Below are 14,149 nucleotides of genomic sequence, written 5' to 3'. Positions count from 1 at the left end.
CAAGCTCATGCAACCTCATGGACTACCGGAGCAGGCGGCCCATAGCGTCGTCAGCACCGACAGCGATCGAGGAGGCAAACCGTGGTCCAGGACGAACCCGCACACGGCACCCGCTACAAGGTGGACGCATCCGGCAGGATCGGGGAGGTGGTCGGCACCCATCCGGGGAGCGTCTGCCTCCGGCCGCCCGGCGGCGGCCGGGAGTGGGCCGTCCCGCCGGACGCGCTGCGGGACCCGACCCCGAGCGAGCTGGAGCGGGCGCTCATCCTCTCCACGCCCGTGGTGACGCGCTGATGTGGGCCGTCCCGCCGTTCACCCCGCGACCGCTCCCGGACGGCCCCCTCCCGCCGCCGAAGCGGCCGGCCCGTACCGCCGCCGAATCGCGTGGGCCCCTTCCGCAACGCACGGTCAGGGAACCAGAATTGACCCGCCACCCCCTCCTCCAGGCCGCGCTGGCGCGCATCGCCGAGTGCCCCGACGGCCGCGGAGCCGGTTTCAGCTCCGACTGTGTGGCCCTCGACTGCGGCTGGTCGCACGGCATCACCGCGGACCGGAACGCGGTCCACCGGGCTCTGGAGGACCACGCCCTCGACACCGGCCACGTCGTCTTCCACACCGTGGTGGCCACCCTCAACGCCGTGGACGTCGCCGGCGTCCGGGAGCGGCGCCTGGTGGCGGAGCGTTCCGCCGGCCGGGGCCCCGCGTGAAGCGGGCGCCGGGGGAGGGGCCGGACGGCCACCAGCCGCGCGCCCCCTCTATATAGGGGCCCGGATACTGTCGGACCCATGCACGACCAGCCGCCCACCCCCGACGCCCCCGGCACCTCCGACGCCCCCGGCGCCGCCGGAACGCCCGCCGCCCCGGAACTCTTCACCTGGGAGTTCGCCACCGACCCGTACCCCGCATACGCCTGGCTCCGCGAGCACGCGCCCGTGCACCGGACCCGGCTGCCCAGCGGGGTCGAGGCGTGGCTCGTCACCCGGTACGGGGATGCCAAGCAGGCGCTCGCCGACCAGCGGCTCTCCAAAAACCCGGCCCATCACGACGAGCCCGCCCACGCCAAGGGCAAGACGGGCATCCCGGGTGAGCGCAAGGCCGAGCTGATGACGCATCTGCTCAACATCGACCCGCCGGACCACACCCGGCTGCGCCGCCTCGTGTCGAAGGCGTTCACTCCCCGTACGGTCGCCCAATTCGCGCCCCGCGTACAGGAGTTGACCGACCAGCTCATCGATGCGTTCGCGGCCAAGGGTGAGGCCGACCTCATTCACGACTTCGCCTTCCCGCTGCCCATCTACGCCATCTGCGATCTGCTCGGCGTCCCGCGCGAGGACCAGGACGACTTCCGGGACTGGGCGGGCATGATGATCCGGCACGGCGGCGGCCCCCGCGGGGGCGTCGCGCGCTCGGTGAAGAAGATGCGCAACTACCTCGCCGAGCTCATCCACAAGAAGCGCGAGAGCCCGGGCGACGACCTCATCTCACGGCTCATCGAGGCCAGCGACCACGGCGAGCACCTGACGGAGAACGAGGCCGCCGCGATGGCCTTCATCCTGCTCTTCGCCGGGTTCGAGACGACCGTCAATCTGATCGGCAACGGGGTCTATGCCCTGTTGCGCAATCCGGAGCAGCGCGAGCGGCTCCAGGGTTCGCTCGACGCGGGGGAGACCGGTCTGCTCGAAACCGGTGTCGAGGAGCTCCTCCGGTACGACGGGCCCGTGGAGATGGCCACCTGGCGGTTCGCCACCGAACCGCTGACGCTCGGCGGGCAGGGCATCGCCGCCGGCGACCCCGTGCTCGTCGTGCTCGCCGCCGCCGACCGCGACCCCGAGCGCTTCGGCGATCCGGACACGCTCGACCTCGGCCGTCGTGACAACCAGCACCTGGGGTACGGGCACGGCATCCATTACTGCCTCGGTGCGCCGCTCGCCCGGCTCGAAGGGCAGACCGCGCTCGCGACCCTGCTGCGGCGCCTTCCTGACCTGCGCCTCGCGGCGGAACCTGACGATTTGCGCTGGCGGGGCGGGCTCATCATGCGTGGACTGCGCACCCTGCCGGTCGAGTTCACGCCGCCGGGGTAAAGGGGCGTACGCAGGCGTGAGCTGACGAACCGTCAGGACTGTGACTTTTATGTGATCTCCAGTGCATCGACTTGTGACGGACGTTCGAGTACGGCTACGTTCACCGTTCATTCGGCTCAGCAGTCACACGGAAGGTCTTTCGCATGCGCTCCGGGAATGGACGGCATCGTCGACCCCGCCAGGCACCCGCCCTCGTCGTCGCGGCAGGAGTGACCGGATCGGCCATCGCGCTTCCGCTGCTCGCCGCGACCGGTGCGAACGCCGCGGACGCGAACACCTGGAACCAGGTCGCCGCCTGCGAGTCCGGCGGGATGTGGAGCGCCGACTTCGGCAACGGTCTGTACGGCGGGCTCCAGTTCTCCCAGGCCACCTGGGAGGCGTACGGCGGCAACGAGTACGCCCAGCGCGCCGACCTCGCCAGCCGCGCCCAGCAGATAGCCGTGGCCGAGAAGGTGCTCGCGGCCAAGGGGCCCCAGGCCTTCGCGAACTGCGGCAGCGGCGCGGGGCTCACCAAGGGCGGCGGTTCGGCGGACGTGGACCCGGGTGTGCCCGACACGTCCGACAACACCCCCGCCCCCGTCCCGAGCGCTCCGGCGACCAAGACGCCCGACGCCGACGCGACGCCGAGCACCCCGGCCGCGGGCACGCCCACCCCGGGCGCCACGCAGCCGGGCGGCACCGCCAAGTCCCCGGCGCCGTCCGCGTCCACCCCGGCGAGCCCGGGCAAGCACCGAGGGGTGCCCGCGCCGGAGGGGAGCACCGGCACGACGCCGGACGCCACCGGCAAGGACACCCCGGCGGGCACCGGCACGGACGGCCCGGCCGGGCGGACCGACCCGACGGGCCCTTCCGGTACGAGTGGTTCGAGCAATTCGGGCAACTCGTCCGATACCCGGGATTCCGGGCGCCACGCGTCGCGGGGTGACGGTGCCTCACGTGAGGCCGGCAACACCCCGGCGGCGAGCGGCGGCTACACCGTCCGTCCCGGCGACAATCTCTCGGTCATCGCCGAGGCGAACAAGGTCCAGGGCGGCTGGCCCGCCCTGTACCGCGCCAACGAGCAGCTGATCGGCACCGACCCGAACCTCATCCTGCCTGGCCAGAGCCTGGACTTGAAGGACGTGGCAGGAGCTTCGGCGGCTCCGAACTCGGCACCGAAGCAGGGTTAGTTCGCGGGGCTATGTCCGTTTGGTGCAAGTGAGACATGGGTCTCTTCGCCCCAACTGGCGTGTCCTGTCTGCCCGGTCCGTCCGCCCCGCCCCTCACCTGCGGAAACATCCCTTCTGTGACGGCAAGTAGGGGGGATTTCTCCCCGATGTGCGTCTTTGAACATTGGCGGGGCGTGTGTTTTCGTCGGACTCGCTCGTCACCGCGGGCCCCGTCGACCGAGCACGCCGAATCCTGCCGTCGGCCGATGGGAACAGTCGACGCTTATGCGCCGTAGGCAGGAGCGGGGGACCCAAGGTAAGTGCCGGGCCCGGCAGTTCACGCGAACTGCCGAACCGGCTTGGGGTGAAGTCGGGCGCATCGACGCTCGGCCGGGCAGCTCACGCCCGAACCCGACAGCTCACCTCGCAGGCGTCGGTGAGGAGAACCTCCATGCTGCTTTCCGGCAAGGGCAAGCACCGCCGCCCGTCCAAGGCCGTTCGTGTCGCCACGCTGGCCGGTGTCACCGGTGCCGCCGTCGCCGCCCCGCTGATGGCGGCCGGCAACGCCTCCGCCGCCTCCGTGTCGACCTGGGACGCCGTCGCCCAGTGCGAGTCCGGCGGCAACTGGTCCATCAACACCGGCAACGGTTACTACGGTGGCCTTCAGTTCTCGAACTCCTCCTGGGCCGCCGCCGGCGGTACCCAGTACGCCTCGCGTGCCGACCTGGCCACCAAGGGCCAGCAGATAGCCGCGGCCGAGCGGCTGCTCGCGATCCAGGGCCCGGGTGCCTGGTCCTGCGCCGGCGCCGGCAACCTGACGTCCGGCGGCTCCAAGGCCGACGTCGACACCTCCGGCTCCTCCTCTTCCTCCTCGAAGGCCACCAAGCCCTCGAAGCCGAAGCAGCAGGCCCAGCCGCAGCAGAGGTCGCAGAAGTCCGAGCGCACCGAGTCCGCGCCGGCCAGCCGTGGCGAGCAGCGCAGCCAGCCGGTCCAGCAGGGCAATGGCGAGTACACCGTCAAGTCCGGCGACACCCTCGGCAACATCGCCACCGCCAATGGAGTCAAGGGCGGCTGGGAGAAGGTGTTCGACCTGAACAAGGACATCGTCAAGGACGCGAACCTGATCTTCCCGGGTCAGAAGCTGCACCTGAGCTGAGTCCGCAGCACCCCCAGATCGCCCCGGTCCGGCGCGCATTCCCCCGTACGCGCCGGGCCGGGGTTTTCGCTGTCGCCACCATGACCCGGTGCCGCTACCGAGCAGTAGGGTTGTGGTCCTTTGCCCGGGAATCCGGGTCCTTGGGCCCTTTTTCGTCCCATGGGGCGGGCACTCGGCTGGCCGGAGCCCCAGAGCCGGTTAGGCTCTTGTCGCAAGGCGAAGCGACCCGCGTGGCCCTGCACCTTGCGTCACATCTAGCGTCACATCCCAGAAGGAGATGCTCGTGCCGTCCATCGACGTCGTCGTAGCCCGGGAAATCCTGGACTCCCGAGGCAACCCCACGGTCGAGGTCGAGGTCGGCCTCGACGACGGCAGCACCGGCCGTGCTGCAGTTCCGTCCGGCGCCTCCACCGGTGCCTTCGAGGCCATCGAGCTTCGCGACGGTGACCCCAACCGCTACGGCGGCAAGGGTGTCGAGAAGGCCGTCCTCGCCGTCATCGAGCAGATCGGCCCGGAGCTCGTCGGCTACGACGCCACCGAGCAGCGCCTGATCGACCAGGCCATGTTCGACCTGGACGCCACGGACAACAAGGGCTCGCTCGGCGCCAACGCCATCCTCGGCGTCTCGCTCGCCGTCGCGCACGCCGCATCCGAGGCCAGCGACCTGCCGCTGTTCCGCTACCTGGGCGGCCCCAACGCGCACCTGCTGCCCGTCCCGATGATGAACATCCTCAACGGTGGGTCGCACGCCGACTCCAACGTCGACATCCAGGAGTTCATGATCGCCCCGATCGGCGCGGAGTCCTTCTCCGAGGCCCTTCGCTGGGGTGCCGAGGTCTACCACACGCTCAAGGGCGTCCTGAAGCGCAAGGGCCTCTCGACCGGCCTCGGCGACGAGGGCGGCTTCGCGCCGAACCTGGAGTCCAACCGCGCCGCCCTGGACCTCATCGTCGAGGCCATCAAGGAAGCCGGCTACGCCCCGGGCAAGGACATCGCGCTCGCGCTCGACGTCGCCGCGTCCGAGTTCTACAAGGACGGCAAGTACGAGTTCGAGGGCAAGTCCCGCTCGGCCGCCGAGATGACCGAGTACTACGAGGAGCTCGTCTCCGCGTACCCGCTGGTCTCCATCGAGGACCCGCTGTTCGAGGACGACTGGGCCGGCTGGAACACCATCACCTCGCGTCTGGGCTCCAAGGTCCAGATCGTCGGTGACGACCTGTTCGTGACCAACCCCGAGCGCCTCGCCCGCGGCATCGAGGAGGGCTCCGCCAACGCCCTGCTCGTCAAGGTCAACCAGATCGGTTCGCTGACCGAGACCCTGGACGCCGTCGAGATGGCCCAGCGCAACGGCTTCAAGTGCATGATGTCCCACCGCTCCGGCGAGACCGAGGACGTCACCATCGCCGACCTCGCCGTCGCGGTGAACTGCGGCCAGATCAAGACCGGCGCCCCGGCCCGCTCGGACCGCGTCGCCAAGTACAACCAGCTGCTGCGCATCGAGGAGATCCTCGACGACGCCGCGGTGTACGCCGGCCGCAGCGCCTTCCCGCGGTTTCGCTTTGCGAACCAGTAGGCACAGCAAGGGCTGAGCAGGCTGAAGGGCTGACGCCCTAGCCAGTCGTACGTACGTCCCCGGCCGCGGTCCCGTACCGTGTCCGGGGACGTACGTGTGTAACGGGGAGGCGCGAGAGCGATGGGCAACGACGCCAAGGTCAGGGACCGCGACCGGTTCTCCACCGCGGCCCGGCTCAAGGTGCTCGGCGAGCAGACCGCGGCCCGCGTCTACCGCTCGCAGAACAAGCGCCAGGCCCGCCGCTCCCGGCTCACCGGCCGGGCGGCGCTGCTCGCGCTCGTCCTGTGCTCGCTGATCGTGGCGCTCGCCTACCCGATGCGGCAGTACGTGTCGCAGCGCGCCGACATCTCCGACCAGCAGCGCAAGGCCGCCGACGCGCAGCAGGCCGTCGAGCGGCTGCGGGACGAGAAGGCGCGGCTCCAGGACGACGCGTACATCGAGAAACTGGCCCGCGAGCACCTGCACATGCAGTTCCCGGGCGAGACCGGCTTCACCGTCGTGGACCCGGACGCGGCGAACAAGCGCCGCGAGGACAAGGGCGCGACCGGCCGCGCCTGGCACTCCAACCTCTGGGACGGCGTCGACAAGGCCGACCGTTCCGCCAACTGACCACCGCTAGCGATAGAGACCGACCCAGTCATGGAAACGCCCCCGCCCCAGACCGACCGCACCGAGCCCACCGACGCGGACATCGCCGCCTTCAAGCAGCAGTTGGGCCGCCCGCCGCGCGGTCTGCGCGCGATCGCGCACCGCTGCCCTTGCGGCAACCCGGACGTCGTCGAGACGGCCCCGCGCCTGGAGGACGGCACGCCCTTCCCGACGACGTACTACCTGACGTGCCCGCGCGCCGCGTCCGCGATCGGCACGCTTGAGGCCAACGGCGTCATGAAGGAGATGACGGAGCGTCTGGCGAGCGACCCCGAACTGGCCGCCGCCTACCGCGCGGCCCACGAGGACTACATCGCGCGGCGTGACGCCATCGAGGTCCTGGAGGGCTTCCCGAGCGCCGGCGGCATGCCGGACCGGGTCAAGTGCCTGCACGTCCTGGTCGGCCACTCGCTCGCCGCGGGCCCGGGTGTGAACCCGCTGGGCGACGAGGCGATCGCGATGCTGCCCGAGTGGTGGGCGAAGGGCCCGTGCGTGACGCCGTGCGGCGAGGGGGACGCCCAGTGACGCGCGTCGCCGCCATCGACTGCGGTACGAACTCGATCCGCCTGCTCGTCGCGGACGCGGACACCGCCACCGGGGAGATCACCGACCTGGACCGGCGGATGACCATCGTCCGGCTCGGCCAGGGCGTGGACCGCACCGGGCGGCTCGCCCCCGAGGCCCTGGAGCGGACGTTCGCGGCGTGCCGCGAGTACGCCGCGGTCATCAAGGACCTGGGCGCCGAGCGGCTGCGCTTCGTGGCGACCTCCGCCTCGCGCGACGCCGAGAACCGGGACGACTTCGTGCGCGGGGTCCTCGGCATCCTGGGCGTCGAGCCCGAGGTGATCTCGGGCGACCAGGAGGCCGAATTCTCGTTCGTGGGCGCCACCAAGGAACTCGACGGTGACGACGACTACTTGGTCGTCGACATCGGCGGCGGCTCCACCGAGTTCGTGGTCGGTTCCGCGGGCGTCGAGGCGGCCCGCTCGGTCGACGTCGGCTGTGTGCGGATGACCGAGCGCCACCACCCCGGAGACCCGGCGACGCCCGAGCAGATCGCCGCGATCCGCGCCGACATCGAGGCGGCCCTCGACCTCGCCGAGCAGACCGTGCCGCTGCGCGAGCCGCGCACCCTGGTCGGTCTCGCGGGCTCGGTCACCACCGTCGCAGCGATCGCGCTCGGCCTGAGCGCCTACGACTCGGCCGCCCTGCACCACGCGCGCATCTCCTACGAGGAGGTCGCGGCGGTCACCGGGCGCCTGCTCGCGTCCACGCACGAGGAGCGCGCCGCCATCCCCGTGCTGCACCCCGGCCGGATCGACGTGATCGGGGCCGGAGCCCTCGTTCTGCAGGCCGTCATGGAGCGCACCGGCGCCCGCGAGGTCGTGGTCAGCGAGCACGACATTCTGGACGGAATCGCCTGGTCGATCGCCTGATCGCGGTCCGCATCGGGGTCGTTCGCGGCCCACACCGGGTCTTTCGGCCGGGCCCGGCGAGAAAGTTCGTGAAGTTCTTCACAAGGAATTGGGGCCCTCGGGCCGAAGAAAGTGGTCCCAGGACCGCTTTCCGAGGCACGAGGGCCTCTTGCGTGGGCAATCCAGACGGTGCTGGCCGTGTTACGCCTACGTTTCCCACGGCAGTGGTCCACCCGGCACGAAGCCGTGGAGGCCAGTTCAGGAGGGGTGAACAACGTTCTCCCCTACACCGTGGTTCCCTCCCGGCGCCATGACCTCGGTCACGTGGGCCGCGCAGTGTAGCAGAGCCCCCTGCGAACCTTGTGAAGGGGCGCACGAGCAGGGGGCCATCGGCGGGTGGATACTCGATGGCATGAGCACCACGGAGCGTCCCAGGATCCTCGTAGTAGGTGGCGGGTACGTAGGCCTGTACGCAGCGCGACGCATTCTCAAGAAGATGCGTTACGCGGAAGCGACCGTCACGGTCGTCGACCCGCGCTCGTACATGACGTACCAGCCCTTCCTCCCCGAAGCCGCCGCAGGCAGCATCTCGCCGCGTCACGTCGTCGTCCCGCTGCGACGCGTCGTGCGTGGAGCCGAGGTGCTCACCGGCCGGGTCACCAGCATCGACCAGGACCGCAAGGTCGCCACGGTCGCGCCGCTCGTCGGCGAGGCCTACGAGCTGCCCTTCGACTACCTGGTCATCGCGATGGGTGCGGTCTCCCGCACCTTCCCGATCCCCGGCCTCGCCGAGCAGGGCATCGGCATGAAGGGCGTGGAAGAGGCCATCGGCCTGCGCAACCACGTTCTGGAGCAGCTCGACAAGGCCGACTCCACCACGGACGAGGACGTCCGCCGCAAGGCGCTGACCTTCGTCTTCGTGGGCGGCGGCTTCGCCGGTGCGGAGACCATCGGCGAGGTGGAGGACATGGCCCGCGACGCGGCCAAGTACTACACCAACGTCAAGCGCGAGGACATGCGTTTCGTTCTGGTCGACGCCGCGGACAAGATCCTTCCCGAGGTCGGCCCGGAGCTCGGCCGCTGGGGCAAGGAGCACCTCGAGAGCCGTGGCATCGAGATCTACCTCTCGACCTCCATGGACTCCTGCGTGGACGGCCACGTGGTGCTGAAGAACGGCCTTGAGGTCGACTCCAACACCATCGTGTGGACCGCCGGCGTCAAGCCCAACCCGGCGCTCTCCCGCTTCGGCCTCCCGCTCGGCCCGCGCGGCCACGTGGACGCCCAGCCGACCCTCCAGGTCACCGGCACCGACTACATCTGGGCGGCCGGCGACAACGCCCAGGTTCCCGACCTCGCCTCGCGCAAGGCCGGCGTGGAGAACGCCTGGTGCCCGCCGAACGCCCAGCACGCGCTGCGTCAGGCCAAGGTCCTCGGCGACAACGTGGTCTCCGGCATGCGGGGCTTCCCGCAGAAGGAGTACTCGCACTCCAACAAGGGTGCGGTGGCCGGTCTCGGCCTCCACAAGGGCGTCGCGATGATCGTCATGGGCAAGATGAAGATCAAGCTCAAGGGCCGTCTCGCCTGGTACATGCACCGTGGCTACCACGGTCTGGCCGTGCCGACCTGGAACCGCAAGATCCGTGTCGTCGCCGACTGGACGCTCGCGATGTTCCTCAAGCGTGAGGTCGTCTCCCTCGGCGCCATGGAGACCCCGCGCGAGGAGTTCTACGAGGCGGCCAAGCCCGCCCCGGCTCCCGCGGTCAAGACCGAGGACAAGGCCGAGCAGAAGGCCAAGGCCTCCTAGCTCCACCAGCGTTACCCCGAAGGGGCCGTCCGCCATCCGTGGTGCGGGCGGCCCCTTCGGCGTGCCCGGGACGATTGGGGAGCCCGGCGGCCCGGGTCCGCGGTGGCCGGGGTCCGAGGTGGCCGGGCCGGGGGTGTCCGTGGCCGTGGAAATCAGGACAGGGGCGGTTTCCGGCCAAGAAGATGGTGTATACAGCCATCCTGTCACTCCCCTGCGCGGTAGCGGGATTGCCGCGCGCCCGGGCACTGTTGTCCAGGGTGCTGAGACATTTCTGCGAGGTACGGAGGTGTGCGCGATGGCCGACGCGGCGCTGCGGCTGACCGCTCTTGCCGAGGCATTGCTGGGGGAGGCCCTCCCGGTGCGAATCCGGGCCTGGGACGGCAGCGAGGCGGGTCCGCCCGGCGCCCCGGTTCTCGTCGTGCGCCACCGGCGCGCCCTGCGCCGACTGCTGTGGAAGCCGGGCGAACTGGGCCTGGCCCGCGCCTGGGTGGCCGGCGAGATCGACGTCGAGGGCGATCTCTACGCGGCCCTCGACCGGCTGTCCGGGCTGATCTGGGAGCGCGGCGGCGACCCGAAGGACTCCGTGCACCCGGTGCGCGACCCCAGACTCCGCGCCGCCGCCAAGGCGCTGCTCAGACTGGGCGGTGCCCTGCCTCCGCCGGCCCCGCCCGCCGAGGAGATGCGCCGCCGCACCGGGCGGCTGCACACCCGGCGCCGCGACAAAGAGGCGATCAGTCACCACTACGACGTCGGCAACGACTTCTACGAGCTGGTGCTCGGCCCCTCGATGGTCTACTCGTGCGCCTACTGGGAGAGCCCCGACGCCACCCTGGAGGACGCCCAGCGCGACAAGCTCGACCTGGTGTGCCGCAAGCTGGCCCTCAAGGAGGGCGACCGGCTGCTGGACGTCGGCTGCGGCTGGGGCTCGATGGCCATCCACGCCGCCCGCGAGTACGGCGCCCGGGTCGTCGGCATCACGCTGTCGCGCGAGCAGGCCGCGTACGCCCGCAAGCGCATCGCCGAGGAGGGCCTCACCGACCGGATAGAGATCCGGGTGCAGGACTACCGGGACGTCAAGGACGGTCCGTTCGACGCGATCTCCTCCATCGGGATGGCCGAGCACGTCGGCTCGGTGCGGTACGCGGAGTACGCGGACATCCTCCACGCCCTCCTGAAGGACGGCGGGCGGCTGCTCAACCACCAGATCGCGCGGCGTCCCGAACGCGACGAATCGGCTTACGAGATCGACGAGTTCATCGACAAGTACGTCTTCCCCGACGGTGAACTCGCTCCGGTCGGCCGGACCCTGGCCACTCTGGAGGAGGCCGGTTTCGAGGCTCGCGACGTCGAACCGATCAGGGAGCACTACGCCCTGACGCTGCGTCAGTGGGTGGTCAACCTGGAGGCCGACTGGCGGCGGGCCGTGGGCCTGACCAGCCCCGGACGGGCCCGGATCTGGCGGCTCTACATGGCCGCGTCGGCGCTCTCCTTCGAGCGCAACCGGATCGGGGTGAATCAGATCCTGGCGGTGAAGACCCCGGAGGGCGGCGCCTCGGGCATGCCGCTGCGGGCCCGCACCTGGAACTGAGCCCGGCCGTACGGCGACGCCGAAGGGCCCCGGGAGGAGATCTCCCGGGGCCCTTCAACTTCCCTCACGCCAACCGGAGTTGGCGGCGTCATTCACTCGGTCTTGATCGCGGTGAGCATGTTGAGCCGCGCGGCGCTGCGGGCCGGCCACATCGCGGCGAGCACGCCCACCAGGGCGGCGAGCAGCAGGAAGATGCCGATGCGGTCCCACGGCATGACCAGCGCGTAGTTCGGGATGGAGCCCTTGATCGTCTGGCCGATGGCCCAGGCGAGGAAGGAGCCGAGGCCGACGCCGATCACCGCGCCGAACAGCGAGATGACGACGGCCTCCAGGCGGATCATGGTCTTGACCCGGCCGCGGTCCAGGCCGATCGCCCGCAGCATGCCGATCTCCTGCTGGCGCTCGAACACCGACATCGCGAGGGTGTTGACGACACCGAGCACCGCGATGAGCAGGGCCATCGCGAGCAGGCCGTACATGATGTTGAGCAGCGTGTTGATCATGCCGCCGAACTCGTTGCGGATGTCCTGCTGGTCCATGATGCTGATCGCCGGGTTGTCACCGAGCGCGCTGACCAGGGCCTTCTCGTTGGCGCTCGTGGCGCCGCCGTCCGTCTTGACGAAGACCTGCGGGATGTAGGGCTGGGGGTCGTGCGGGGCGAGCAGCGTGGTCGGCACGAGAACGGTGTCCAGGAACTCGTTCTCCTTGAAGGTCGCGCCGATCGTCAGCTGCCCCTTCTTCTTGTCACTGAACTCGACCGGGAGCTGGGAGCCGGGCTTCCAGCCGTGCTTGGCCGCGGTCTTGTCGTCGACGGCTATCCGGCCCTGGCCGAGGGTGGCGAGCGAGCCGGACACCGTCTCGACGCTGATGACCTTCTCGATGTCGCCCGGCGTCACACCGGCCACCGACTCGTCGATGCCGCCGAGCTTGACGTACGAGGACTGCTTGGGCGAGACCGCCGAGACGCCGGGCGCCTTGCGCAGCGCGGACAGGACGTCCTTGTCGAGCCCGGAGCCGCCGGCCGCCATCTGGACCATGTAGTCGGCCTTGATGTTGTCGGTCGTCATCTTGTCGATGGCCGTGCCCAGCGTGACGCCGAGCACCGAGAGACCGGTGACCAGGGTGAGGCCGATGGCCAGCGCGGAGGCGGTGGCGCCGGTGCGGCGCGGGTTGCGCACCGCGTTCTGACTGGCGAGCTTGCCGGAGACGCCGAACACCTTGCTCAGGGCGGGGCGCACCAGGGCGATGATCGGGCGGGACAGGAGCGGGATCAGGATGATGATGCCGACCAGGGCGAGGAAGGCGCCGAAGCCGATGATCACCTTGCCGTCCTTGCCCGCGGCGGCACCGGCCACCACGGCGGCCGCACCGGCGAGGGTGATGACGCCGCCGATGGAGTTCCGTACGACCAGGGACTTGGTGGTGGCCACGCCGTGCACGCTGTTCATCGCGGCGACCGGCGGGATCTTCGCGGCGCGCCAGGCGGGCAGCAGCGCCGCGACCACGGTGACGAAGATGCCCACGGCGAGCGCGGCGATCACCGGCGTGGCCGAGATGATCAGGGGGCCCGCGGGCATCTTGGCACCGAACATGCCGATGGCGGACTGCAGTCCGCTCGCCAGGCCCACGCCGAGCGCGAACCCGATGACGGAGGCGACGATGCCGACCACCAGCGCCTCGGCCAGCACCGAACGGCGGACCTGGCCGCGCGAGGCGCCGACGGCGCGCATCAGGGCGAGCTCACGGGTGCGCTGGGCGACCAGCATGGTGAAGGTGTTGGAGATCAGGAAGATGCCGACGAAGAGCGCGATGGCGGCGAAGACGAGCAGCATCTGGTTGAGGCCGCTCAGCCCCTTCTCGATGTCCTTGGCCTCCTGGTCGGCGAGCGCCTTGCCGGTCTTGGCGTCGGCGTCCTTGGGGAGCAGCGGCTTGACCTCGTCGAGGATCTTCTGGGCGTCGGCGCCGGGGGCGGCGGCCACGCTCACGTTCTGGAAGTAGCCCGGCTTGAGGTAGAGCTTCTGGGCGACGGCGGTGTCGAACAGGACGAGGCTGCCGCCCGCGTTGACCGCGCCGTCCTCGGTGGTGAAGACGCCGGCGAGCTGGTAGGTCTTGACCGGCCCGTTGGTGGCGACCCGCACGCTGTCGCCCACGTGGTACTCGCCCTTGGAGGCGGTGTCCTTGTCGAGGGCGATCTGGTCGTCCTTCACCGGGCCCGAGCCCTGGGCGAAGGTGTACGCCGGGTCCTTGCCGTCCTTGCCGGGGGCGAAGTTGCCGCCCTTGTTGGCCCAGCCCTGCCCGATCAGCTTGCCGTCGGTGCCGGCCACACCGGCGAAGCCGTCCACCCGGCCGGTGGCCGAGGCGACCCCGTCGAGCCGCTCCATCTTCTGCAGGGTCTGCTTGCTGACACCGGCCTCCCGCTCGGTGTCGTCCCGGCTGGCGTACGTGGTGACGGCGACGGCCACCTTGTCGTAGCTCTTGGACGACTGGTTGCGGAAGGCGCTGCCGAGGGTGTCGGTGAACACGAGCGTGCCGGAGACGAAGGCGACGCCGAGCATGACGGCGAGCACCGTCATCAACAGCCGGGCCTTGTGCGCGAGCACGTTGCGCAGGGCGGTCTTGAACATGGGGTTTCTCAGTCCTGGGGAGTGTGAGCCGTGCCGGTGCTGGGGCACCTACAGCCTGTCCGGCGTTTGAGGACGAGCGCCGTTCAGGCGCGAACGGGGTCCGGGGCGGAGC

At 70.4% G+C, this 14,149-nt stretch carries 12 protein-coding genes and 1 riboswitch; of the genes, 11 read left to right on the top strand and 1 reads right to left on the bottom strand.

Annotated elements, in window-relative coordinates; translation table 11 throughout:
• The first annotated feature begins 81 nt into the window (after window positions 1–81).
• The 11 genes from IE267_RS14755 (at window position 82) to IE267_RS14705 (ending at window position 11,413) form a co-directional block, all read left to right on the top strand.
• A complete protein-coding gene (locus IE267_RS14755) occupies window positions 82–294 on the top strand; it encodes a hypothetical protein (RefSeq protein ID WP_189763545.1) in 213 nt (70 codons plus the stop codon).
• A 128-nt stretch (window positions 295–422) separates the two neighbouring features.
• Window positions 423–707, top strand: coding sequence for a hypothetical protein (locus IE267_RS14750; protein WP_189763544.1), 285 nt, complete (start codon window positions 423–425; stop codon window positions 705–707).
• 78 nt (window positions 708–785) lie between these two features.
• Window positions 786–2,081: a cytochrome P450 family protein gene (locus IE267_RS14745; protein WP_189763543.1), complete on the top strand. Its 1,296-nt coding sequence runs from the start codon at window positions 786–788 to the stop codon at window positions 2,079–2,081.
• Window positions 2,082–2,224: 143 nt separating this feature from the next.
• Window positions 2,225–3,250, top strand: a complete 1,026-nt coding sequence (locus tag IE267_RS14740) for a LysM peptidoglycan-binding domain-containing protein (protein ID WP_189763542.1) — start codon at window positions 2,225–2,227, stop codon at window positions 3,248–3,250.
• Between the two features lie 257 nt (window positions 3,251–3,507).
• A riboswitch (cyclic di-AMP (ydaO/yuaA leader) is annotated at window positions 3,508–3,677 on the top strand.
• Window positions 3,678–3,680: 3 nt separating this feature from the next.
• Window positions 3,681–4,385, top strand: coding sequence for a LysM peptidoglycan-binding domain-containing protein (locus tag IE267_RS14735; RefSeq protein WP_161245556.1), 705 nt, complete (start codon window positions 3,681–3,683; stop codon window positions 4,383–4,385).
• Window positions 4,386–4,662: 277 nt separating this feature from the next.
• A complete protein-coding gene (gene eno / locus IE267_RS14730) occupies window positions 4,663–5,958 on the top strand; it encodes a phosphopyruvate hydratase (RefSeq protein ID WP_167159426.1) in 1,296 nt (431 codons plus the stop codon).
• Between the two features lie 120 nt (window positions 5,959–6,078).
• A complete protein-coding gene (locus IE267_RS14725; RefSeq protein WP_167159428.1) occupies window positions 6,079–6,567 on the top strand; it encodes an FtsB family cell division protein in 489 nt (162 codons plus the stop codon).
• A gap of 30 nt (window positions 6,568–6,597) precedes the next feature.
• Window positions 6,598–7,131, top strand: coding sequence for a DUF501 domain-containing protein (locus IE267_RS14720; protein WP_167159430.1), 534 nt, complete (start codon window positions 6,598–6,600; stop codon window positions 7,129–7,131).
• Complete coding sequence (locus tag IE267_RS14715) at window positions 7,128–8,042, top strand: Ppx/GppA phosphatase family protein (RefSeq protein WP_189763541.1); 915 nt, start codon at window positions 7,128–7,130, stop codon at window positions 8,040–8,042. The genes IE267_RS14720 and IE267_RS14715 overlap by 4 nt, the downstream gene beginning before the upstream one ends.
• Before the next feature lie 391 nt (window positions 8,043–8,433).
• Window positions 8,434–9,825, top strand: coding sequence for an NAD(P)/FAD-dependent oxidoreductase (locus IE267_RS14710; protein ID WP_189763540.1), 1,392 nt, complete (start codon window positions 8,434–8,436; stop codon window positions 9,823–9,825).
• A gap of 295 nt (window positions 9,826–10,120) precedes the next feature.
• Complete coding sequence (locus IE267_RS14705) at window positions 10,121–11,413, top strand: class I SAM-dependent methyltransferase (RefSeq protein ID WP_189763539.1); 1,293 nt, start codon at window positions 10,121–10,123, stop codon at window positions 11,411–11,413.
• A 92-nt stretch (window positions 11,414–11,505) separates the two neighbouring features.
• Here IE267_RS14705 and IE267_RS14700 read toward each other — a convergent pair whose 3' ends face one another.
• Complete coding sequence (locus IE267_RS14700) at window positions 11,506–14,037, bottom strand: ABC transporter permease (RefSeq protein WP_167159438.1); 2,532 nt, start codon at window positions 14,035–14,037, stop codon at window positions 11,506–11,508.
• Window positions 14,038–14,149 lie beyond the last annotated feature (112 nt).

Origin of the sequence: Streptomyces xanthochromogenes (assembly GCF_014650455.1) — a bacterium.
GTDB lineage: Bacteria > Actinomycetota > Actinomycetes > Streptomycetales > Streptomycetaceae > Streptomyces > Streptomyces xanthochromogenes.
Note: the sequence above shows the minus strand (reverse complement) of the source record. Positions and strands in the feature narration are given on the sequence as shown.